This window comes from Chitinophaga ginsengisoli, from assembly GCF_003014595.1.
GTDB classification, from domain to species: Bacteria; Bacteroidota; Bacteroidia; order Chitinophagales; family Chitinophagaceae; genus Chitinophaga; species Chitinophaga ginsengisoli.
The window spans coordinates 10,857-33,738 of record NZ_PYGK01000007.1 but is presented as its reverse complement, the minus strand read 5'-3'; the positions used below and the strand labels follow the sequence as shown (position 1 = coordinate 33,738).

Here is a 22,882-nt window from a genome sequence, read left to right as displayed (position 1 = left end):
GCAGGCAACAGGAAGGATCAAACGATTACATGGATGTTAATTTTTGGTTAACGGTACGCGATTTCATACGTTAACCAGAAAAAATATACCCTTTACCAAAATGAGACAGTAGGGTCAATTGTCTCTATTATCTTTGGTACAGGTTTTTCATAGGATATGGTTAAAAAATTAAGGGCGGTATTCTTACCGCCCTTCCTCTATTATATACCCTACATATCGCCCCTTCCATTTTATATGTTTATATTTACCGGCCTATATCGTAATTCAGGATGACATATGCACTTATAACGGGGGCCAGTAAAGGAATTGGACGCTCCATGGCACACGCACTCGCTTCCAGGAAATATAATCTGTTATTGGTAGCCAGGTCTGAAGAGGAACTGGCAACGGTTGCCGCTGAGTTATCAGCCAGATGGCAGGTAAAAGTTGCCTATCTGGCGCTGGATCTATCTCTCCCTGAAGCGACAGCCAAAGTATATGAATGGTGTAAGACAGGTAATTATGCAGTATCTGTACTGATCAACAACGCCGGTTATGCCGTATGGGGTAATTTCGCCTCCCGCAGCCTGGAAGAACAGCAACAGATGGTGCGGGTGAATGCAGAAACACCTGTTGCCCTGTGTCATTATATGCTGCCTATGCTGCAACAACAGCGGCAGTCTTATATATTGAATGTGTCGAGTACCGCTGCATATCAGGCAGTTCCCACCCTGTCCTTATACGCGGCCAGCAAATCGTTTCTATTGCTGTTTTCCCGCGCATTACGACAGGAATTGAAGTCTTCCAATGTCTCGGTAAGTTGTCTTTGCCCCGGGCCTGTAAAGACTAATTTTATCAACCGTGCAAGTATGCAGGCCATTCAGGCAACAGCCGATAAATACGGTATGATGCCCGATGCAGTGGCAGCCGTTGCCATTAAGGGTATGTTCAGCAAGAAAGCAGAAATTATCCCCGGTGCATTGAATGTCGTTTCTGCTTTCCTTACCCGCCTGGTTCCCAAGTCATTAGTAGAAAAGATTGCAGCTAACCTGTACAAGACCGAGAGATAAACAGTATTATTTTTTTTGTGTGAATAATTTAATTATCTTTAATCTACAAAACAAGTAGACTAATAATGATCACTAAATTATTTACGCTTCACTTCTCCCCCTCCTGCTTCCCCATCAGCAAGGAATGTCCTTACTGTTGTTGCTGATCCCTTTATTCTCTGTTCAGAGAATTATTTACTGTAGTTTACTTATATTCAGTAATTAACAACCTACAATTATTTTAAACTTAGTACACTATGTCAGCAGCTTATCGCACGTTTACACTTGGCAATACGCTTACAGATGAACAAAAGGCATTTTTTGAAGAGCATGGATACATACACTTTTCCGGTTTTCTTTCTCCGGATGAAGTACAGGAGATTGTTACCGCTTCCGAAGAAGTACAGGAAAAATGGCTTGCCAATAAAGTAGAAAAAGTAAATGGGGTTCCTGTTAAATACGGGAAAGACCTTGACGGACGCCCCATCGTACAACGTTTCGCATTTTTAAACCAGCAAACAAAAGTGCTTTCTGAGCTCCTGAGGGATGCCAGAATACAGGCTTTGCTGCAGCTTATAGGGCCCGGCGCCCGCATCGGGGAGAATGAAAAAGATGGAATGGTGCTGAATCATTACGTGAACGGCCCCGAAAGTACCTTCACTAAAATGGGATGGCATACAGACGGCCTACGGGATGTTTTCCTAAGTGGTAAACTGAATCCGATGTTGAATGTAGGCATACATCTCAGCAACCTGGCACCCGAAAATGGCGGTCTCCGGATTATACCGGGCACGCATAAACAGGGTATTCTCAGTATGTTATTCCGCAAGAGATATTTCGTAAGTCATAAACCCGACAAAAATGAACTGGCTATTGCTCCCAAAGCGGGAGATCTGACGGTACATGACGGAAGATTATGGCATCGTGTGGCGAAGTCCTCTATTATTGGCGAAGAAAGCCGCAGAAGAGTGATCTATGTGCCGATCATCGCCGGCAAATATGAGCCGAAACATGAGAACAGTCCTACTTTACTCTATCAACGTCTGGCAGGTGTTATTCTTAAATAACCTCCTGATATATATTATGCTAAAAATGGCGGATCTCTTGGTCCGTCATTTTTTCGTTACATCAATAAGCAGTCTTACCCTGCTTTTGCTGTTTCTCCTCAAACCGCTTCCTGTTTTCCAGAATGGTATCCATATGGGTCTGTCCCCAGGCAGACAGTTGCTGGATATGTGGCACCAGGCTCTTTCCCAGCTCAGAAAGCTCATATTCTACCCTTGGCGGTATCTCAGGAAAGAACTGCCTTATAACCAGTCCGTCCGATTCGAGCGACCGCAATGTAACTGTCAGCATCTTCTGGGAAATGTCCCCTATTGTATGCGCAATCTCGCTGAAACGGAGCTTTCCCTCATGGGACAACAGCTCTACGATCAAAATAGACCATTTATCGCCAAACCTGTCCAACACCTGCCGGATGGGACAAGTGCTGCCTATCCAGATGTTTTGGCCACTTTTCCTACTCATAACATATTGATTTCTACGATCGTTACTAAAAGGTTAGTAAGTTGCAATGGCGAAAGGTTCTTGTTTTACACAAACACTCCCCATACCTTTGGCTTTCTAAAAGAAAGTAACTCTCTACTAGGAGTAAAATTATCACAAATATTTAAGAATATGATAAAACGTAAATAGAGTGAATTATTAACCTAGTTTAAGATTTTCCTTCACGATATATGTTGAAACATCTATTGTCTAAAAAAAGATATACTTTTGAATTCTAAACAAGAGCAAACATGAAAAAAATCACAATCATCGCCTCTTTATTGGCCCTTTCAGCAACTACATTTGCACAGACTACCTGGACTGTAGACAAAGCTCACTCAAGAGTTGGTTACAGCGTATCTCACATGACCATCTCCGAGCAGGAAGGTAACTTTAAAGGTTACGATGTGAAGATCACCACTACTAAAGATGATTTCTCCGATGCTTCTTTCGATGTAACTATCGATGTAAACACCATCGCTACTGAAAACGAAATGCGTGACAAGCACCTGAAAAGCGCAGACTTCTTCGATGCTGAGAAATTCCCTACCATCACTTTTAAGAGCACTTCCTTCAAGAAAGTAAGCGGTAAACAATACAAACTGACTGGCGATCTGACCCTGCACGGCGTAACTAAACCAGTTACTTTAACTGCTGTTTACAACGGTACTGTTGAGAACCCAATGAGCAAAAAACCAGTTGCTGGTTTCACTATCACCGGTGCTATCAAACGTGCTGATTTCGGTTTTGCAAGCGCAATGCCTGCAGCTATGCTGGGTGAGACTATCAACCTGAGAGCTAGCGGTGAATTCTCTAAATAATAAAAAAGGCAATGAAAAGATTAATTATATTTTCATCAACACTGCTGCTCACAGCAGCAGTGTTTGCCTACGCAGTCGTAGCGCAGGCATGGAACATCAGTGGTAAATACAATATCAGCTTCTCCAGCAGTGCAGCAGGTGGTATTTTCAAAACCTTCAAAGGTACCATTGCGTTCGACGAACAGAATCTGGCAGCTTCCAATTTCAACGTTACTGTAGATGTTGCCTCTATCAATACCGGTAACGCCCTGCAGAACAAACATGCTAAAAGCGACGAATGGTTTGACGCTGCCAAATACCCTGAGATCAAATACACCTCCAAAAAGATCGTGAAGGCAGGTGCTGGTTACCAGGTAACCGGTGATCTTGAGATCCACGGCGTTAAGAAGGAATTCACTATTCCTTTCACCTTTAAGAAAGCTGGCAACGCAGCTACTTTCAATGGTACATTCAAAGTGAACCGCAATGATTTCCATATTGGCACACCAGGCGGCGACGTTCCCGATGTGATCGATGTTACAGTAGCTGTTCCTGTTGTTAAAGCCTAATTATCAAATAGCATTTATGGGTAAAAAAATATCGCTGCTTGTACTGCTTGCAGTATTGGTAGGTGTTCTGTCAGGCATAGCTGGTGTTGTTTACCAGAAAGTGTACATTGAAACTGTGGGTGAAGGATTTATCAATATCGCCACCGTAAAGAATATCATGACAGGTTGTATCCTGGGAACGCTGGTAGCCGCCATCGGTTACTTCCTCCTCAGCCTCGTCCTGAAAGGCAAAACAGATATGGTGTTTAACATCCTGTTTGTCATCCTGTCCATTGCAAGTATACTGGGACCAATCGGTGCCAAATTACCGCTGGATCAGGAGTCGCCTGAGTTATTCCCCGGACTGACAGTGCCAATGCACTTCTTCCCGGCACTCGGATGGTTTGCATTAAGACCATTCTTCGGTAAATCAATCTAAACTGTTCACAGATACGTTATAAAGAAAACGCCCCTGACGGAGCGTTTTTTTTATACCTGTGAATACCTGTTCTTATATAAATGAGCTGAATCCTGTTATAGCCCGCCCCACAATCAATGTATTGATCTCTTTCGTACCCTCGTAAGAATAGATCGCTTCCGCATCTGCTACAAAACGGGCTACGTTGTACTCCAGCAATATGCCATTACCGCCCATTACTTCCCTGGCGCCCCTTACCACATCGCGTGTTCTGAGGGAACAGAATACCTTCGCAATAGACGCATGTTCATCGGCCAGCAATCCCTGGTCCTGCAATTCTGACAAACGGTACACCATGGTCTGCATAGCCGTCAGGTTGGACAACATTTCTACCAGGTGGTTCTGTATCAACTGGAAAGACGCGATCGGTTTACCAAACTGTTTCCTTTTCAGCGTATATGCCAGTGCGTTTTCATATGCCCCCCGGGCGCATCCTACCGCCAGCCAGGCCACGCCTGCACGGGTCATACGTAATACCTTGGCGGTATCTTTAAAGGAATTAGCGTGCTCCAGGCGGTCTTTCTCTTCCACTACACAGTCTTTCAATGTGATCAGTCCATTCTGCACTATACGGAGCGCCATTTTACCGTGCATCTTCTCCACCGTGAAACCGGGGGTACCTTTCCGCAGCAGGAAGCCTTTTACCTGGTTATCGTCTACATCCCTCGCCCAGATCACTACCACATCCGCAAAGGTGGCGTTGCCGATCCATTTCTTCTCCCCGTTCAATACCCAGGTATCTCCCACCCGCTTTACCGTGGTGGTAAGTCCGCCGGCAGCCCCGGAACCTACTTCCGGCTCCGTAAGACCGAAAGCTCCGATCTTTTTCAATTGCTGCATGTCGGGCAGCCATTCCTTTTTCTGGGCTTCTGATCCCAGCAGGTAAATGGAGCCCATAGCCAATCCGCTCTGTACACCAAAAAAAGTGGCCATAGAGCAGTCTACCCGGGCTATTTCCATGGTAACAATGCCTTCCATCAGGAAAGACTTATTGGGGCCCCCATATCCTTCGTAGGTAGAGCCGCAGATATTCAGGGCTGCCAGTTTTGGAAGCAGTTCGAACGGGAACTCCGCCTTCATCCAGTATTCATTAACTACTGGCTGGATCTCCTGTTCCATAAATTCCCTTACCCGCAACTGAAGTGCCTTATCCTCCGGGGATAACAGGCTGCTGAGGTCATAAAAATCCCCGTTTACTGGTGGTAACTCCTTTTTTTGCCCCCCACCACTACTTTGTAACATCCTCATTAAACCAGACAACTGCTGATCATTCATCTTACCAACAGTGGCCATAACCTTAGGCAGATCTATCTTCTCTGATAAACGTCCTAATTGTTCAAAATCAATGCTCTTCAGCATGTGGAAAGCCTGTCTTATGGTGGATAATTTAACTGCCATGGGATAGATTTAGTGCATTAAATTACCCAAAACTGTTAAATGTTTACTCCACCTGGAATATTAATTTGGAGGAATCGGTAGACAATCGGATATGGGACATTTCATGTTCCACCTTTTCCGTTACTTCCTTGCGGGCGAACAAATTATAAGGGAAGCGTAACCAGATCTTGAATTTAATGGCAGGTTCTTCATTATCAAGCCTGTAACCAAATCTTATTTCTCTGATCTTTTTCCTTCCCAGGGTGTTAGTAAGGTGACGGACTACTTCCGTCGGATTTTCCAAAGTTGTGTATTCTTGCATGACGGTGGCTTAGGTTTAAATTCCTAAAAGGCTCTTTCAATAAATATATATATATATCGTTAACAACCGATTCACAGGGACTTGGGGGAACAGGACCTCAGGCTCTACTATAAAATTTCAGTTCTAAACAGGTATCTTTGGGCGAACACCTTCCATTATGTAAACGCTAATGAAACTATACCTATTCTCTCCCATTGAAAAAAAATACCGGGAGGAATTCGATCACCATACGATGCAGCAGAACCTGAAAGTCGCCGCATTTATCGCGCTCACAGTTACCATTGCGGCAACAACGATGCGTGTCATATCCTATTTTGTCCCTTACCAGGCAATGGTTTCATCCGGGCAGTTTAACGAATACCGGATCATTAATAACTATACAATCAGCTCTTCCACCCTTTTCACTATCCTTCTTTTTTTTATCTGGAAAAAGTCCGCCCCAAAACAGCAAAATCAATACCATTTTATCAGCATTCTCTACTCACTCTCATTTATCGGTACTTGTATGGCCCTCACTTTTGTGGCGCAGCACAACCCGAAAAACACCATGACAATGTTGCTGTTAGGTATGATAACCATAGGCGTACTGCTGGTTTTCTCGATCCGGAATCTGCTGCTGATAGCCGGTTCTGCCATCGTTACCTTTATGTTGTTCTTCCAGATGTTCCAGGTATCTGCCGATACACGTTCACTTAATTATGTGGTTTTCTGGCTGATTATCACCTGCTTTCTGTTTATTTCACGCCTCATATATTCATATCATGCGAACTACTTTATCAAGATCAAAACTATTGAGGACAAAAACAGGGAAATTGAAAAAGCCAACCAGTTGAAAAATAAAATACTGGCCATTGTGGCGCATGATCTACGGAACCCCATTTCTGGGATACGATCTGTTACACACCTGATGCAGGAATACCCCTATACGAAAGAACAGGAAGAAAAATATCTCTACTGGATTACGGATGCCTGTAAAACGGCCGACCAGATCATCGAGGAATTACTGATGGCGGCAAAACAACGGGAAACAGATCTCCTGCAAACAGACTATGTATCGCTCAATGAATGGCTGAAACATGTGCGGGACAACTGGTTACAGAAATCAAACTATAACAGGGATATCGGGCTGGAATTGCCGTCGCAGGAGCTCAAAGCCCGTATCCATACGGGAAAGATGCAACGTGTGGTGGACAACCTGCTGCATAATGCCGCGAAGTTTACGCCGGCAGAAGGCAATATTACGCTGGGTATGCAACAGCTCAGGGGTGGTGTGCGTATATCCATAACGGATACGGGAATCGGCATTCCGGAGGATTTGATGCCCACCCTCTTCGACCAGTTTACTGCTTCCAGCCGCCCCGGATTAAATAATGAACCCTCCAATGGCCTGGGCCTGCATATCTGCAGACAACTGGTGCAGGAACATGGCGGCAATATCTATGTCAGCTCCCGGGAAAACCAGGGAACTATTTTTAATATAGACCTCCCCTTTACGCTCCTATAGGGGCATCACCGTTACAACGTTTATTTCCCCTCCCCAAACAACTGTAATGCTTCCTTATCATCATATTGTACAATAAGGGCCTTTAAGCGCTTTTTCAGGTCGGCTATGTTTCGCGCCTGGGATTTCTCTCCGTAGATATTTTTTAGTTCCTGCGGATCTTTCTGCAGATCATATAACTCCCAATAGTCTGCAGGGCCATAAAAACGCACCAGTTTATAACGTTGTGTGCGGATCCCGAAATGTGGCGACACATGATGAGGTTCGGGGTATTCGTAATAGTGGTAATACATTTCCTTTCGCCAGGTCGACGTATCACCCTTACCGTTCACCAGGGGCATAAATGATGTTCCCTGCATATCCGCAGGCGTCTTTACACCGGCAATATCCAGTAAGGTAGGCGCCCAGTCAATGTTCAGCATAAAACCATTGGTAACGGAGCCCGGAGTTATAACGCCCGGATAACGCATCACGAAAGGTGTGTGGAGGGACTGTTCGTAAATGAAACGTTTGTCAAACCAGCCATGTTCACCCATGTAAAATCCCTGGTCAGAGCCATAGATCAGGACAGTATTTTCTGCAAGGCCGGTGCTGTCCAGGTATCGTAACAGGCGACCTATATTCCTGTCAAGTGAGCGGGCGGTAGCCAGGTAGTCTTTGACATAACGCTGGTATTTCCAGGCGCTCAGTGCTTCACCGCTGAGGTGCAGGGAATCAAATTCACGGCTTACCTTGTTTTCATAATATTGATAGAAGGGCGCATACTGTTCAGGCGTAAAACGGCTGTATTCACCATACGCGTTTTTGCCATAATTGAGGTGGACTTTCAGGTCTTCTTTCAGACGCATTGTTTTGGCAACGGTCATATCCTGGTGCGCGGCAGCCAGCCTGCCCGGGTAGTTATCGTCGAAGGTTGCTGGCAAGGGGAAATGGATGCTGTCATAAACGCCCAGATCGGGAATATCGGGCAGCCATTCCCGGTGGGTGGCTTTTTCACCTACGATCAGCATAAAAGGACGGGTAGTATCCCGGCTATTAAGCCAGGATACTGACAGGTCCGTAATAAGATTGGTGACATATCCGTTCATCCGCACCGTATCGTTCGGTGTAGCAATGAAGTCCGGATTATAGTATTTGCCTTGTCCCGGCAGGATGTTGAAATAGTCAAAACCTCTGGGCAATGTACCGAGATGCATTTTGCCTATCCAGGCCGTCTGGTAACCGTTTTGCTGCAAAATACCGGGGAAGGTCCGCTGGGTGTTGTCAAACTGCTTTTCGTTCAACGGGTAGCCATTCTTATGACTGTATTTACCTGTCAGCAGGGTAGCTCTGCTGGGGCCACAAATGGAGTTTGTGACCATGGCATGATTGAACAAAACCCCTTCGCGGGCAATCCGGTCTATATTCGGCGTTTGCACATACCTGTTACCATAGGCACTAATAGCCTGGGAAGTGTGATCATCCGAGAGAATGAAGATGATATTTGGTCGTTTCGACTGTCCGCTCAGTACAGCGGGCGCAAGAAGTACAATTAGTGCGACAAATACAGATCTGATACTGACATTTTTCCACATAGACTTAAAGATACTCAATCAACATTAGTATCCAAACGTCTTAAACATACTCAGGGATATGATGTGGCGCCATTTCCACGATCTTCCACATGTACGACCTGGAGTATACGTGTGGCAATTGCATTCACTAACTGAGGATCCGCTGCATAGTCTGCATTAGGTTGCAGATCACCATTGCCCTGTAACAGATAATCGATAGAGTGGTCCTCGTCGAGTACAGCTTTGTAGTGCTCTATCCCCCTTGATTCATGAGGTTGTACAACAACTACATAGTTGTCTCCTTTCAAATCAAAATCCAATGTAAAATCTTTCATACGGCATTTTGTTTAGGAAGAACAGTTGTATGTAATCTAAATATAACAAAATTAAGGCCATGTGGTTGCAAAAATATTTCATTGCGGCCTAATCTTCTTTTGCCCCTTTTTCTCCTGTAAACCAGTGCTCTTTTTGCTTAAACAATACATTAAAGGTAGTAAGTGATCCATATACTCTGGTAATATATTGCTGCAGATTTATTTTGTCTTCATCACTTAGTTGCTTGTGACTATTGATCTGTTGTTCCAACACACGTAGGCGGTCACGGACCATCACTATTTTATGAAAAAACGCTTCAATGGGTATCTCCTTGGGCTTCAATGAGGGATCTTTAGGTTGCAATGTCATAACGCCGCCCTCCCATCTTTCACCGATAGGAACAACCTCTGTCATACCTCCCCAGAGCCGCAATATTTTCAGTAGCGATGTTTCAACAGCTGATACTGTTTCCAGTTCAATACTCTGATTTTCCACATGCAATATTTCAAAAAGAGGATCTGTTTTATCCACCTCGATAATGCCCTGATCCATAAACGTGACAACATACTGGGCATACTTTACACCGATGATCACTCCCGGGCCATAACGTGCGTGTTGTACCCTCGATCCTTTACCGGCAGTTAATTCTTCCATTAATGTGAAATTTACCTGACAATATAATACAAGTTATTGAAAAACCGCATCTTATAAAAAGATCATTCCATATTTACGATGGCTTTTATAACGCCGTTGGCCGGATTCAGCCAGCTTTCAAATTCGTCTTTTACTTCCCCGAAATTAACCCGGTGGGTAATGTAAGTAGTAGGATCTACCTCGCCGCTTTTCATACAGCGGATCACATGCTCAAAATCTTGCCTGGTGGCATTCCGGCTGCTCATCAGGGTAGCTTCCCTTTTGTGGAATTCCGGATGACTGACAGCTATCTCCCCTTTCTGAAGTCCCACCAGTACATAACGGGCGCCATGCGCCATATAGGCAAAGCCATTATTGATAGCCTGCTGGCTCCCTGTAGCGTCGATCACTACCGTCGGCATGTCATTTCCCGTAATCTGCATTAAAGTGGCCATAACGTCCTTCGTTTTCGCATTGATAGTATGCGCTACTTTCAGTTTCTCTTTGCAAAAATCAAGACGGGACTGGTTAATATCCATCGCAATCACCTGCGCACCGGCAATCCGTGCAAATTCCATAATACCCAGCCCAATAGGACCAGCCCCTATCACCAGTACAAATTCACCGGGTGTCACACCAGCACGACGTACCCCATGTGCCCCAATAGCCAATGGCTCCACCAGGGCCAGTGCATCCATGCTCAAACCCCCTCCATGTACCAGCGAGGCAGATGGCACGGAGAGATATTCCACCATACCGCCGTCTATATGCACACCACACACTTTGATATTTGTGCAGCAATTGGGCTTCCCATTACGGCAGGCCACACAGGTCCCACAATTAAAATAGGGAATAAAAGTTACCGGCTCACCGGCAGTAAAGCCGGGCGCATTATCAAAAGAGACCAGTTCCCCCGCCAGCTCATGGCCCAGGATGCGGGGATAAGAAAAATAAGGCTGCGTTCCTTCAAATGCATGCAGATCAGTACCACAAATACCTATTCTTTTGATCCTGATGATAGCATGATCAGCAGTGAGTACAGGCATATCCGTTTCTCCATATTCAAACTTACCGGGCGTGGTACAGGTGAGTATTTTCATAAAGTGTTCGTGTTGTACCGACTAAAATAGTAATAAAAAGTTAACCGCCCGGTATAAAAACCGGGCGGCTATCATATGCAAAAACCGATCTGTGTAACTTATTCTTTCTGTACCTTAAGGCTGGATGAATCCTTACCGGCCTTTTTCCCCCGCTCTGCTGCTTTCTTTTGCTCCTCCGCTTCCTTTTTAGCAGCCTTTTCTTTTTTCTTGTAATAACCTCTCAACAGGAAATTATGTTTTAAGGCCTCCATATTTTCGCTAAACCCCTCCGAGCCTTTCCTGATAGACTTCACTGTTGTCCTGGCTTCTGTCACAGTGCCCTCCAGGCTGGTCGCCAGACTATCACTATACAATAGCCGACCGATACTTCCCTTTCCCTGGTTGATCTGCGTGGCGATGCCCGCCAGCTGTTCAGTGATCACTTCCGCATTTTCAGCCACACCGGAAAGCCTGTCCAGCACCCTGTCATAATTCATCGGATCCACCGTCCGAATAGTATCTTTATCCTTTACGGGGGTGCCATTTTCCGTGCCAGAACTGATAGTGATCAGTTTATCTCCCATCAGACCATCCGTGCTGATACCTGCTATTGCTCCCCTTTTTATAAAAGGCTTCACTTTCTCCTTAATACGCAGCGCAACACGGGCTGTTGTATCAGATAATATATCAATACTTTCCACGGTTCCTACATCTATCCCAACAAAACGGACATTATTCCCTGCCTGCAAACCTCCAACATTCTTAAAGGTCCCGTAAAGCACAAAAGTCCTTTGAAACAGACTTCTATTTCTCCCGATCAGGAAAATACCCACTAATAATAATCCCAGTGTAACTGTAGCAAAGATGCCTACCTTGATCTTTTGTTGTCTTTTCTGCTGCATACTTTACTATTTAAAAAAGTTATTAATGAGTTCATCCGGCGATTTACTCAGTTCATCGTATGTACCCGTCGCAATAAATGCGCCCTCATTCATCACGGCAATACGGTCTGCCACTATACGGGCGCAGGCCATATCATGTGTGATGATAATGGAAGATGTTTTATATTTCTCCTGTAGCTTCACAATCAGTTCACTTATCTCCCGGGAAGTGATAGGATCAAGTCCCGTTGTGGGTTCATCATACAATATGATCTCCGGCCTGAGTATCAGCGTACGTGCCAGTCCTACTCTCTTACGCATACCGCCCGATAGATCGGCGGGATATTTATCTATCGCTTCTTCCAGGCCAACGCTTTCCAGTACGTCCGTCACCCACTTTTCCATCTCCGCTTCATCTTTCATTTTCAGCACACGGGTAAGTGGAAACATCAGATTTTCCCGCACGGTCATCGAGTCATACAAGGCGCCACTCTGAAAGAGAAAACCCAGTTTGCTCCGCAGCTCCTTCAGCTCATCCTCAGAGAGTTCTTTTACTTCTTTGCCCAGTACCTCTAAATTGCCCTCGTCCGGCTCCAGTAGCCCTGCTACACATTGAATGGTAACGGATTTACCCTGACCAGAACGTCCCAGCACCACAATATTTTCTCCCCTATGCAGTTCAAGGCTGATATCCTTTAGCACTTCATTGTCGCCGAACGCTTTCTTCAGATGTTCAATACGTATAACAACATCATCACCTGCGACCGGCGGTCTTGCTTTTTCCTGTACAAGTGTATCATTCATGTTTATCTGCTTAAATATTCAATAATAGACCAGGTTCGTGATCTGCACTGCAATAGCATCTATCAATATGATCCACAACGAGGCACTTACCACGGCAGAATTGGCAGCGCGGCCCACACTTTCCGTTCCCCGGGAAGCGTGATAACCTTTATAGCATCCCACAAAACCAATCGCATATCCAAAGAAAAAAGTCTTTATAACAGAAGGAATCAGGTCGCTGAAATGCAGTGCATTGAAAGACTTCCGGAAGAAGAGTACGATACTGACATGATCCTGTATATTCACACCGACCCAGCCGCCCAACAAGGCCAGTGCATCGGCCATAATTGTTAGTAAAGGTACCATCACAGTACAGGCCAGGACGCGCGTCACCACCAGGTATTGCACCGGGTTGGCGCTGGATACCTCCATAGCCGCTATCTGTTCTGTCACTTTCATACTTCCCAGTTCAGCGCCGATACTGGAAGCTACTTTACCGGTACAGATCAGGGCAATGATGACAGGCCCGATCTCGCGGACGATGGAAATAGACACCATACCTGGCACGTAACTTTCGGCGCCAAAATCTTTTAGTGTAGGCTGTGTCTGTAGTGTCAGTACGAAACCAATAATAAAACCCGTAATGGCCACCAGGCTGATAGAGCGGTAGCCTACAATGAAACATTGGCGAAGGAATTCTCCCCATTCAAATCCGTCACGGAAAATATTACGGGCAAACTGGCCGGTGAAAACTACCTGTTCTCCAACCATTTCCAGGTATTTATTAAAAGCAGATGTAAGCGCACTAGCCATAACAGTAAGCATTGGGTTAAATGATAGTGGAAATGATCATCTCTCATATAAAGAGTAGAATTTTCATGCCATGGCGGGAAACGATGATTTTCAGGCAGAAACAGCAATAACTTCTGTTCTGAATGGGTAATATTTTACACAACCTGTATAGGACGATAGCATTTCCAGCTACTGTTTATTACTTTTGAAAAGAATATGTACAATTCTATAGTTCATATGAAAAGATATCACCTATATTGGCTGTTGCTATTGTTTACCCTTGCCTGTGGCAAAAAGAAAGACGCAGGCTTTTCAATAGAAAAGATTCCCGACCCCATGCAGCACAGTGGTTACGTCAGTAATCCCGATCACCTTATCACCACCGAAACCGAAGCCGCCCTCAATGAACAGATGCGGCAGCTCGAGCAGTCGGGCCGCGCACAGGTAGCTATTGTACTGCTGAATACCATTGGCGATAAAGTGCCGAAAGACGTAGCGCACGATCTTTTCAGACTATGGAGACCGGGACAGAAAGAAAAGGAAAATGGTCTTGTCGTATTACTCGTGAATGACCAGCACAGGATAGAATTTGAAACCGGCTATGGACTGGAAGGCGATCTGCCGGATGTGATCTGTTTCCGGATACAGCAATCCGAAATGCTGCCATCATTTAAACAAAACAATATCGACGAAGGCATGCTGAAGGGCATGACCGCCCTTGTCAATGTACTGCAACCGCAGGCAGACACCGATATAGCTTCTGTGGAAGATAGTACCACAGCTGCCGATACCAGCCACGCTGCTGTAATGAAAATAGGAGATGCAGGCAGTACACCGGAAGACCAGAATGCTCCATTCGATGTGGCAACCCTTGAGCAGGATACTTATGACGGACCAGGCATCGGAACGATAATGCTCTATATATTCTACGCGTTATTTGCCACCATCTTTGTGGTAAAACCCGGTATCGTCAAAAAGAATAAGGATCTCCCTCAATTATTCAAGGCGACTGTATGGCACAAGCTCTGGGTCTATACATTACCATTTGTGTTGCTGCTGATATTGATGGGCATTCCGGGAGTTTATCACTGGTGGGTATTACCGCTCATTATGTATTGCAACCTGCTGGCCTATCTGAGTTATCGCGCTTTCGTCATCAATAAAAAAGCAGGTGTTTTACTGCAAGGCTTCGACCGCAATGTACAATACGAAACACTCAACCTGGCGCACGCCAATAGCTGGTTGTCTTCCATCATTTTTCCTCTTCCACTGCTGGCCTATAAACGATGGCACATGGCACGGATGGATAAGCTACGCTATGACCCTTACAATTGCGCATCATGTCATCAGCCAATGCAATTACTTAAAAAGGGAAAAAGGAAAGAAATGCTGGAACCTGTACAGGCCGCAGAAGACAAGGTAGGGTCTGTCATTTATGACGTATGGTACTGCAAGCATTGTGATGAAAAAATGGTTTTGGGCTACCGGAACCTCCGTACAGAAGCAACAAATTGTCCTTCCTGCAGTGCCCTCACCCTGGTGGCGGGTAGCAGAAAAGTGCTACGACGGGCCACGACCAGCCGTGAAGGGGAAGGTATCCAGCATTATCTCTGTAAAAACTGTAATTATACCCGGGATGAAACATATGTTATTGCTAAGTTATCTTCCGGAGGATCTTCTGGTTCCTCTTCAGGCTCATCCGGATCTTCATCCTCGTCTGGTGGCTGGGGAGGGGGTAGTTCAGGCGGCGGCGGTGCCGGCAGTAGCTGGTAAAAAATCCGATCCCTGATCATGATCATTGTTTATTGTCCGGAATAGGGATATTTTTGCATTTATGAATTCTGAAAAACAACTGAGGAAAGGACCTAACTGGTGGCGTCAATTTGACTTTTTGGGGATGCACCTGCTGCCGATTCTGGCTATTTTCACGCACGTGACAGCATTTGACTGGATCTTATGTGCCGCATTGTATGTAGCTCGTATGTTCTTCGTAACAGGCGGGTATCACCGCTATTTTTCCCATCGAACTTTCAAGACCTCCCGTGTATTCCAGTTCATCCTGGCCGGAGGTGCGCAGAGCAGTTTACAGAAAGGTGTGTTATGGTGGGGTGCTAATCACCGTATCCATCACAAACACAGCGATACTCCTGAAGATCCGCACTCAGCTAATATATATGGTTTCTGGTACGCTCACATGGGCTGGATCATGGGACCTGAATATAAACCAACCCGTTACGACCTGGTAAAAGACTTCAAACAACCAGAACTGTTCTGGCTGAATAAATATCACTTCGTACCCGGACTGGTACTGGCTGTAGCCGTATACTTCGTAGGTAATAAAGTGAACGGTGCAGGCTGGTTCGACTGGAGTGCCGGTCTCTCTACCCTGCTCATCGGTTTCTTCCTGAGCACCATCTTCCTGTATCACGGTACCTTCACCATCAACTCCCTGATGCACAAATGGGGTAAGCCAAGGTATAACACAGGCGATTTCTCCAAAAATAGCCTGATCCTGGCCCTCGTGACCCTTGGTGAAGGATGGCATAACAATCACCACTACTATCAAAGTGCGACCCGTCAGGGTTTCTTCTGGTGGGAGATCGATATTACCTACTATATCCTCCGTACCCTTGGCTTCTTTGGCATCGTATGGGATATCAGGGGTGTTCCTGAAAAAGTAAAGTCCAGCAACCTGCTCACTGAACAGGCGCAGGCAGAAGTAAAAGCAGCTAACAGAAGACTGGTAGATGCCAACAGATAAAATCATTCACCTTATTTAAATACTGAGGCTCAGCGTGTAAGACACTGAGCCTCATCTGTTTTATAGTATTATCCTCTCCACTCCCAACCTCTCCCCAGTCTCGCCTTTCCCGTTTTCCTTTCACAATTCTCGCTGCACTTTATTGTCTCAGAATACCTGGCTGGTTCGGGTATCGATATGCTTGCATTATAGTGGTTTCTATATCCTATAGGCTCTCTACTATAGCATTACAGGCACTTTCTATAGCCGTCGCTATAGAAAAGTGGGTGTAATGTAGGCGTAGAGAGCCTATAGGATATAGGTGCCGGTACATCCGAAACGAATCTTATATGCATACTGATAGGTTAGGTTCCTTTATAGTCGGGATACGGTAGGCCATACCGCGGCTTTCAGGCTGGGATCGCTGGCTGAGTTCTTTGAAGCTACTTTCTATTGAGCATTTGGAATCGTATGGGCTTTGGAATACACATTAAACCCCTATCAATCGTATGAGCGCGCTTCAAACAACTTATGCCAGCGATTCCCACCTGAAGCCGCTATACTGAACACCTACGCCTATAAATAGGGCCTCATAATTACCGGCCTATAATACATCGAAGCCTATGCTCATTATCAACCTGAAAAGCCGGACCACTACATTCGCAGGGAAAGCGAAAGTAGCATACGGTTTCAGATGGGAATGGCGGGCCTTCGGCTCTCGGGTGACACGACCGGTGCTGCCCAATAGATATCCCACCCCAATTCGCTTGACAATGCCAAATAGCATTCCAGAGAGGCGCCGACCGCCATCCCATACTGAAACCGAAGCTACTTAGCGTACAAATTCACCAGCAACCACACTCAATAGTATTCCCGAGAGGCCCCCATACCGAAACCAAAGCTACTTAGCGTACAAATTATAGTATTCCCGAGAGGCCCCCCATACCGAAACCAAAGCTACTTAGCGGGAAAAAGAACAAACAAATCTTTGATCCAAACATCTGATGTTTTATCCAAACATCATACCTTTGTAAAACATCAGACGTTTAAACAATGGCAAAAGCAATCAAACTGGCCGACCAGGTCATATACAGCCTGCAAAAAGACATCTCCTTGGGAAAGTATAAACCAGGTGACCTCATCCCAGCAGAACCCGTCCTTATGGAGCAGTTCGGCGTCGGGAGATCCACTATCCGGGAGGCAATCAAGACCCTCTCCAACGCAGGTATCCTGAAAGTACAACAAGGCGCAGGTACCTTCGTCTGCGATCCTAAAACGACGACAGAACCACTTGACCAGCGACTCAGACGAGCCGCCATGCAGGAAGTGAACCACGTACGCCAACTCCTGGAAGTGGAAATAGTACAACTCGCCGTACAGCACCGGCAACAAGCCGATCTTGACGCCATGAACTCCCTGCTGGAAGAAAGATGGCAGGCAATTACTGCGGACGATTATAACGCCTGTGCAGACGCCGATATACGCTTTCACAAAGCCGTAGCGACAGCCTCTCACAATAGCGTACTGGCAGACCTCTACCAGACATTCACCAACGTGATCATGGACGGCTTCCAACAGCGGGAAAAACCACATGTATCACAATTCCAGCGAACGCACGACCTGCACGTTCAACTCGCCGCCGCCATCGCTGCACAACAATCTGGCAAGGCCATTGAAACAGTAAAAGCCATCCTTGAAAATAATTTCTAAATAAATTGTCATGTCTATTCTGGTATTCACATTAATTCTCCTGGTCGGCGCCTTTACAGCCGGTATGCTGGGATCCCTCACCGGTCTCGGAGGAGGCGTTGTCATCATTCCCCTGCTCACCCTCGTCTTTCATGTCGACATACGTTATGCTGTAGGTGCCTCGCTGGTAGCTTCGATCGCTAATTCCTCCGGAGCAGCGGCAGCGTATATAAAGGAGGGGATCACCAATGTCCGTATAGGAATGTTCCTGGAGATCGCCACTACTTCCGGCGCAATTATCGGCGCAATACTGGCAGTATATACTCCTACGCACCTGGTAGCGATACTCTTTGGTTTTGTGCTGTTATTCTCAGCTGCCATGACCATGAGAAAGAAAAATGAGCATGGCAACAACGATAGTAATAGCAAACTAGCCCGCATTATGCGACTCAACAGTTCTTACCCTGTGGATGGTCAGGAAGTGCCTTATAAAGTAAGCGGTGTAGCAGGTGGTTATGCCCTGATGACAGTGGCAGGCGTGGTATCCGGTCTGTTGGGTATTGGTTCCGGCGCACTGAAGGTCCTGGCGATGGATGGCGTCATGCGTATCCCTTTCAAGGTATCCACTACTACCAGCAACTTTATGATCGGTGTAACAGCTGCCGCCAGCGCGGTGATCTATCTGCAACGCGGATATATTGATCCGGGTATTGCCATGCCGGTAGTACTGGGCGTATTGGCAGGAGCATTCGGCGGATCAAAATTGCTGATGAAGCTGAATACACGCAAGCTCAGGCTCCTCTTTTGTGTGGTGATCAGCGCACTGGCGCTGGAAATGATCTATAATGGTTTTACGGGTAAATTATAAGCAAATGAAAAGGCTATTTTCGAAATCATTCTGGCAGGAAAGGGACGTTGAAATGTTCATAGGTCAGCAATTACGCTGGGGCGTGATCACTTCCAGCATCATCGCCTTCATAGGAGGTATTATCTACCTGATCAATCATGGTACAGCCATGCCCTCATATACGGAATTCACCGGCGCCCCGGAATACGTACGACACCTGCCGGGCATTTTCCAGGGGGTACTACGATTAGATGGCAGAGCTATTATTCAACTGGGCGTAGTGGTGCTACTGGCTACTCCTATTACCCGTATCGCCTTTTCTGTACTGGCTTTCGCCATGGAGAAAGATAGACTATATGTGGTGATCACACTCATCGTGCTGAGTGTCATTACATTCAGCATCTTCAGCGGACTGGGAGGCTGATAGCTGATGGCATCACGAGCTACGCTCGTGATGCAGCAACATATTCATCGCATGACTGAAAGAACCTGCACGGGCAATCTCGCCATTATTCACGAAGAAGATCTCATCCGCATTCTCAATGGTGTTCAACCTGTGTGCGATGATCACACGGGTGGTATGCGCCGGTAGCTTTTGCAATACTGCTTCCAGCTGCTGTTCAGTCACCGTATCGATATTGGCAGTAGCCTCGTCCAGTACCAGCAGGTCCGGATCACGGAGTACCGCACGCATAAAGGCGATCAGCTGTTTTTGACCCAGGCTGATACCGTCATTACCAGATACCACTTTTGTCGCCAGGCCTTCCTCGAACCGCTCCAGCAAAGTATCCAGTCCTGCTTTTGCAATAACTTCTTCCAATTGTGCAGTGGTATATTCAGCGTATCGTGCGTTTCCGTAGATGATATTCTCCTGGATCGTACCAGAGAAAAGGAAAGGCTCCTGTAAGATAAAACCGATCTGCGTTGCGCGTTCTTCCGGCGTATATGAACGGATATCCCGTCCGTTCAACATCACCTCTCCAGCCGTAGGATCATACAGTCGCGCTATCAGGGATGCAGTCGTCGTTTTTCCGCCGCCGGTAGGTCCTACCAATGCATAAGTCTTTCCGCGTTCCATATTGAAGCTTACATTCCGCAGAATGTCCTTGCTTCCCGGATAACGGAAATTTACATTGTTGAAACTGATCAGCGGCGCATTCTCTTTCGCTGGTCCTGCCGGTATCACCTTCAGATCAGATTCCAGCTCCAGGATCTGCGAGATCCTGTCCCATCCCGCCATGGCCATCTGGAAGTTGGTCCACAGCGCTGCCAGCTGACGGATAGGGTTATAAAAATGGTTAGAGTAAGACAAATAACTGATCAGCAATCCCACCGTAAATTGCCCTACAGAGATCAGGTAAATACCATACACCAATACCGCCAGCATGGCCATCTGCGAACAGAAAGAAAACACCGGCGTAAAAATATTGTTGAACAAACCTGCCGATACCGCCGTACGATAGCTCTGCTGATTGGCCTGGTCAAAACGTTTGCGGAAATAGTCACGGCGATTGAAGGCAATGATCACCTTAAAATTGCTCAGGCTTTCCTGTATCTCTGCACTCAGTCCGCCTGTACTTTTCATATTGGCGGCATTCTTACTCTTCACCAGCGGAGAGATCAGCCGGGTGAAAACCAGTAACATGAAACCCGGCAATAAGGTGGCCACGCCCAGCTTGACGTTGATGCACAGGAGGAAAATACCCGCTCCTGTCATCGACATGATACCGCTGGCAAACTGCACGAGCGATTGTGAGAAGAACTGGTTCATCTTATCCGTATCGTTATTGATACGGGAGATAAGATCGCCTGTTTTATTCTGATTAAAAAAGGCAATAGGCAGCTCCTGCAGCTTCACAAACACGGCATTCCGGAGGTTATACAACATACGCTGGCCCACTCCTCCCATCATTAAACTCTGCCAGTAGGAAAATCCGAAATTGACCAGGTACATGCCCAGCAGGATGCCCGAACATAACAGGATGCCGGAGAACTGCTTCGACTGTACATAGTGGTCGATCGTATAACCAATTACAAAAGGCGCTGTCAGCGTCAGCGACTGACTGACGATCATGATACAGAACGCCCTGAGCAAATCCTTGTGTTCTGCTTTTATATATGCCAGTAGTTTCAGGAGACGTTTACCTGAAGTACTTTTCTGTTCCGTTTTGTCTGTATTATTCAGGTTGTAATTCATAATTGCTGGTACTACGTTGGGAATTAAAGATCTGTACGTATTCAGGACATGTCTGCATCAGCTCCGGATGGCTGCCTGCGGCGATTACCTCTCCATCCATCAGGAGAATGATCTGGTCAAAATGTTCTACAGATGCTATTTTTTGTGTAACGGAAATCAAGGTCAGGTGCGGATAATTCTCCTGGACGTTTTCAAGTATCCGCTGCTCGGTGTTGGTATCCACTCTCGCAGTAAAATCATCCAGCAACAAGATGCGTGGATTTATTGCCAGCGCCCTTGCCAACATGATACGTTGCTTTTGTCCGCCGGATAAGCTGGCGCCTCTCTCAGATACCACTGTCTCCAATCCCTCCGGCAAACCTGCTATAAATTCCTTCAGCTCTGCGGTGGCAATTGCCTGCTGCATAGTGGTCTCGCTTACCGCCTCATTGAAGGCAATATTCTCCCGCACACTCATATTGAACACAATGCTATCCTGGAATACCAGCCCTACCTGTTGTAACAGGGCCGCTTTATCATATTCATCCAACTCCGTATTATCGTAGCACACACGCCCGCTCTCAGGTTTCAGCAATCCCACGATCACATTCAGCAGCTGCGTTTTACCCGCTGCAGTCGGACCGATAATCGCTGTCCGGGTACCCGCTTTCACAGAGAAGGACACCTCTTTCAGCACGGGTTTTCCATCCATTGACAGGGAGATATTCTCCACGGTCACATCCCCGTCCAGTTGTTTTTTTACCGTTCCTTTATCCTGTACTTCCGGTGCATACAGCACTTCGCTGATACGCTGGAAAGCAGTAGATGCCTGTGCGATCAGGTTACTCATAAACCCAATCACGATGATCGGGAAAATCAGGAGGGCGATATAACTATTGAAAGCGGCAATATCCCCCAGCGACATCTCCCCTTTTATCACAAAATGTCCTCCCAGCAACAGTGTTGCCAGTATCGACATCCCCGCCAGGAAACTGATAACAGGTACCAGACCGGCAAACATGCGGACGATTGCGATACCTAATGTCTTCGACTCCCCGTTCGGCGCAATAAAACGGTCGTATTCCAGTTGCTGTGCATTCACTACCCTGATCAGGGCAGCACCCGTAATACTCTCGTTGATCGTCTTATTCAACTTATCTACCACCTCTCTGCTGATGCGGAACATCGCCCGCACTTTTTTCAGTACGGTCCAGAAAGCGATCCCGATAAAAGGAATAATAGAAAGAATCACCAGCCCCAGTTTCCAGTCCCTGCTCAGCAGCAGCACACAGCAGCCGATGATCATAAAGGCAGAAGAAGCAATGGAAATAATCGCCTGAGAGATAAAAACTTTAATGCTGTCAACATCGCCCGTAAGGTTCGTCAGCAGTTTTGAGGGATTTACGCGCTGTATATACGAATAATCCTGCCGCGAGATCCTGTCAGCAAGAGAAGTACGCAAACTACGTCCTACCCTTTCCGACATATATGTCTGAATGACACTTTGCAGGTAGGTAAAAACAAAAATAGCAGCGGCGGCGGCGATGAACTCGGTTACCAGGTCCCTCACTACAAGTGTTCCTTTGGAATAGGCATCGATACCTTTGGCAGTCAGCGCGGGCAGGACCAGGCTCAGTCCATTGCTACATAAAGCCATCAGGATCAGTAAGAATAGTTGTCCTCTGTAGGGGCGCAACAAAGACATCAATCCTGATTTTCCTTTCCCTGTCGTGGCAACAGGTGTGTTTGTCTTCTTCATATCAATAACAAATATATGGCAGCTGGCAGACCTATT

Annotated in this window: 23 protein-coding genes; 11 read left to right on the top strand and 12 right to left on the bottom strand. The window is 46.3% G+C overall.

Translation table 11 applies throughout. The features are described from left to right. Window positions 1-269: 269 nt before the first annotated feature. Window positions 270-1,049, top strand: a complete 780-nt coding sequence (locus CLV42_RS17840; protein ID WP_106603288.1) for an SDR family NAD(P)-dependent oxidoreductase — start codon at window positions 270-272, stop codon at window positions 1,047-1,049. A gap of 236 nt (window positions 1,050-1,285) precedes the next feature. Further along, complete coding sequence (locus tag CLV42_RS17835; RefSeq protein WP_106603287.1) at window positions 1,286-2,095, top strand: phytanoyl-CoA dioxygenase family protein; 810 nt, start codon at window positions 1,286-1,288, stop codon at window positions 2,093-2,095. A gap of 61 nt (window positions 2,096-2,156) precedes the next feature. Here the strand turns inward: CLV42_RS17835 and CLV42_RS17830 are convergent, their stop codons facing one another. Next, on the bottom strand, window positions 2,157-2,555 hold the full coding sequence (locus tag CLV42_RS17830) for a winged helix-turn-helix transcriptional regulator (RefSeq protein ID WP_106603286.1): 399 nt from the start codon (window positions 2,553-2,555) through the stop codon (window positions 2,157-2,159). A gap of 269 nt (window positions 2,556-2,824) precedes the next feature. On the opposite strand from CLV42_RS17830, the gene CLV42_RS17825 reads away from it, so the two are divergent. From CLV42_RS17825 to CLV42_RS17815, 3 genes are read left to right on the top strand one after another with little or no spacing between them, the layout of a single operon-like run. After that, the gene (locus tag CLV42_RS17825) at window positions 2,825-3,394 is read left to right on the top strand and encodes a YceI family protein (protein ID WP_106603285.1); all 570 of its coding nucleotides are present in this window, start codon (window positions 2,825-2,827) and stop codon (window positions 3,392-3,394) included. An 11-nt stretch (window positions 3,395-3,405) separates the two neighbouring features. Further along, complete coding sequence (locus CLV42_RS17820) at window positions 3,406-3,942, top strand: YceI family protein (RefSeq protein WP_106603284.1); 537 nt, start codon at window positions 3,406-3,408, stop codon at window positions 3,940-3,942. A gap of 16 nt (window positions 3,943-3,958) precedes the next feature. Next, on the top strand, window positions 3,959-4,360 hold the full coding sequence (locus CLV42_RS17815) for a hypothetical protein (protein ID WP_106603283.1): 402 nt from the start codon (window positions 3,959-3,961) through the stop codon (window positions 4,358-4,360). 72 nt (window positions 4,361-4,432) lie between these two features. Here the strand turns inward: CLV42_RS17815 and CLV42_RS17810 are convergent, their stop codons facing one another. Further along, window positions 4,433-5,797 (bottom strand): acyl-CoA dehydrogenase family protein, encoded by a 1,365-nt coding sequence (locus CLV42_RS17810; RefSeq protein ID WP_106603282.1) that lies wholly within the window; start codon window positions 5,795-5,797, stop codon window positions 4,433-4,435. Window positions 5,798-5,840: 43 nt separating this feature from the next. Further along, window positions 5,841-6,098 carry a hypothetical protein gene (locus CLV42_RS17805; protein WP_106603281.1) on the bottom strand — a complete coding sequence of 86 codons (258 nt, stop codon included), beginning with the start codon at window positions 6,096-6,098 and terminating at the stop codon, window positions 5,841-5,843. A 169-nt stretch (window positions 6,099-6,267) separates the two neighbouring features. Here CLV42_RS17805 and CLV42_RS17800 point away from each other — a divergent pair, with 169 nt between their 5' ends. Continuing rightward, entirely contained in the window at window positions 6,268-7,602 is a 1,335-nt protein-coding gene (locus CLV42_RS17800; protein ID WP_106603280.1) for a sensor histidine kinase, read from the top strand. A gap of 20 nt (window positions 7,603-7,622) precedes the next feature. On the opposite strand, the gene CLV42_RS17795 is transcribed toward CLV42_RS17800, so the two are convergent. The 7 genes from CLV42_RS17795 to CLV42_RS17765 all read right to left on the bottom strand — a co-directional run bounded on the left by CLV42_RS17795 (window position 7,623) and on the right by CLV42_RS17765 (window position 13,656). Then, window positions 7,623-9,173, bottom strand: coding sequence for a sulfatase family protein (locus CLV42_RS17795; protein WP_106603279.1), 1,551 nt, complete (start codon window positions 9,171-9,173; stop codon window positions 7,623-7,625). A 50-nt stretch (window positions 9,174-9,223) separates the two neighbouring features. Then, window positions 9,224-9,487 carry a hypothetical protein gene (locus tag CLV42_RS17790; protein ID WP_089835709.1) on the bottom strand — a complete coding sequence of 88 codons (264 nt, stop codon included), beginning with the start codon at window positions 9,485-9,487 and terminating at the stop codon, window positions 9,224-9,226. Between the two features lie 88 nt (window positions 9,488-9,575). Then, window positions 9,576-10,121 (bottom strand): hypothetical protein, encoded by a 546-nt coding sequence (locus tag CLV42_RS17785; protein WP_106603278.1) that lies wholly within the window; start codon window positions 10,119-10,121, stop codon window positions 9,576-9,578. A gap of 62 nt (window positions 10,122-10,183) precedes the next feature. Next, entirely contained in the window at window positions 10,184-11,200 is a 1,017-nt protein-coding gene (locus tag CLV42_RS17780) for a zinc-binding alcohol dehydrogenase family protein (protein ID WP_106603277.1), read from the bottom strand. 98 nt (window positions 11,201-11,298) lie between these two features. Further along, on the bottom strand, window positions 11,299-12,081 hold the full coding sequence (locus tag CLV42_RS17775; protein WP_106603276.1) for an MlaD family protein: 783 nt from the start codon (window positions 12,079-12,081) through the stop codon (window positions 11,299-11,301). Between the two features lie 6 nt (window positions 12,082-12,087). Continuing rightward, window positions 12,088-12,864 carry an ABC transporter ATP-binding protein gene (locus CLV42_RS17770; protein ID WP_106603275.1) on the bottom strand — a complete coding sequence of 259 codons (777 nt, stop codon included), beginning with the start codon at window positions 12,862-12,864 and terminating at the stop codon, window positions 12,088-12,090. An 18-nt stretch (window positions 12,865-12,882) separates the two neighbouring features. Further along, window positions 12,883-13,656 (bottom strand): MlaE family ABC transporter permease, encoded by a 774-nt coding sequence (locus CLV42_RS17765; RefSeq protein ID WP_170117555.1) that lies wholly within the window; start codon window positions 13,654-13,656, stop codon window positions 12,883-12,885. Between the two features lie 216 nt (window positions 13,657-13,872). Between CLV42_RS17765 and CLV42_RS33945 the strand changes: the two genes are divergently transcribed. The 5 genes from CLV42_RS33945 to CLV42_RS17740 all read left to right on the top strand — a co-directional run bounded on the left by CLV42_RS33945 (window position 13,873) and on the right by CLV42_RS17740 (window position 19,335). Continuing rightward, a complete protein-coding gene (locus CLV42_RS33945) occupies window positions 13,873-15,408 on the top strand; it encodes a TPM domain-containing protein (RefSeq protein ID WP_170117554.1) in 1,536 nt (511 codons plus the stop codon). A gap of 61 nt (window positions 15,409-15,469) precedes the next feature. Further along, window positions 15,470-16,396, top strand: coding sequence for an acyl-CoA desaturase (locus tag CLV42_RS17755; protein ID WP_106603539.1), 927 nt, complete (start codon window positions 15,470-15,472; stop codon window positions 16,394-16,396). A gap of 1,032 nt (window positions 16,397-17,428) precedes the next feature. Beyond that, entirely contained in the window at window positions 17,429-18,085 is a 657-nt protein-coding gene (locus tag CLV42_RS17750) for a FadR/GntR family transcriptional regulator (RefSeq protein ID WP_106603273.1), read from the top strand. A 10-nt stretch (window positions 18,086-18,095) separates the two neighbouring features. Beyond that, window positions 18,096-18,932: a sulfite exporter TauE/SafE family protein gene (locus CLV42_RS17745; protein WP_106603272.1), complete on the top strand. Its 837-nt coding sequence runs from the start codon at window positions 18,096-18,098 to the stop codon at window positions 18,930-18,932. A 4-nt stretch (window positions 18,933-18,936) separates the two neighbouring features. Continuing rightward, window positions 18,937-19,335: a DUF1634 domain-containing protein gene (locus tag CLV42_RS17740; RefSeq protein WP_106603271.1), complete on the top strand. Its 399-nt coding sequence runs from the start codon at window positions 18,937-18,939 to the stop codon at window positions 19,333-19,335. A 12-nt stretch (window positions 19,336-19,347) separates the two neighbouring features. On the opposite strand, the gene CLV42_RS17735 is transcribed toward CLV42_RS17740, so the two are convergent. After that, on the bottom strand, window positions 19,348-21,108 hold the full coding sequence (locus CLV42_RS17735; RefSeq protein ID WP_106603270.1) for an ABC transporter ATP-binding protein: 1,761 nt from the start codon (window positions 21,106-21,108) through the stop codon (window positions 19,348-19,350). Further along, the gene (locus CLV42_RS17730) at window positions 21,089-22,846 is read right to left on the bottom strand and encodes an ABC transporter ATP-binding protein (protein WP_106603269.1); all 1,758 of its coding nucleotides are present in this window, start codon (window positions 22,844-22,846) and stop codon (window positions 21,089-21,091) included. The genes CLV42_RS17735 and CLV42_RS17730 overlap by 20 nt, the downstream gene beginning before the upstream one ends. Window positions 22,847-22,882: the final 36 nt, after the last annotated feature.